Genomic DNA, 406 nt, shown 5'->3' on the forward strand with positions numbered 1-406 from the left:
CCACGATGGAGGGGAACGCCAGGCCCTGGGCGCCGTGGCGCAGCATGAACTCCTCGAGCTCCAACTGCACTTTGCGTTCCATCATGCCCGGGCGCATATAGCGAACGATGTGCTCGAAGGCGGCGTCGGTAATGGACTGGGCGCCGCGCATCCACGCGATCTCGTAGCGGTCCTTCACCGCGCGCAGGCCCACCACGACGCCATAGGTCTCCACGAAGGGCTCCTCCGCGTCGGCTTCGGCGAACGCCTTCTGCAAGCGGCGGTACTCGGCGAGCGAGACGCCGCCCTCGATGCCCAACAGCGCATCGGCAGCCCCGGTGGCCCGGCCTCCCCACCGCTTGGCGGCAAACTGCGCGTGGGTCTCGCGCTCGGCGCTCACTTCCAAAGGCTTGTGCCGCGCGGCGTT

General features: G+C 68.7%; 1 protein-coding gene. It reads right to left on the reverse strand.

Annotated elements, in window-relative coordinates; all coding sequences use genetic code 11:
- On the reverse strand, positions 1 to 406 hold a 406-nt coding region (locus NE591_RS12875; protein ID WP_256156818.1), incomplete at both ends, for a Xaa-Pro peptidase family protein.

Origin of the sequence: Adlercreutzia sp. DFI.6.23, assembly GCF_024462535.1 — a bacterium.
Classification (GTDB): domain Bacteria; phylum Actinomycetota; class Coriobacteriia; order Coriobacteriales; family Eggerthellaceae; genus Adlercreutzia; species Adlercreutzia rubneri.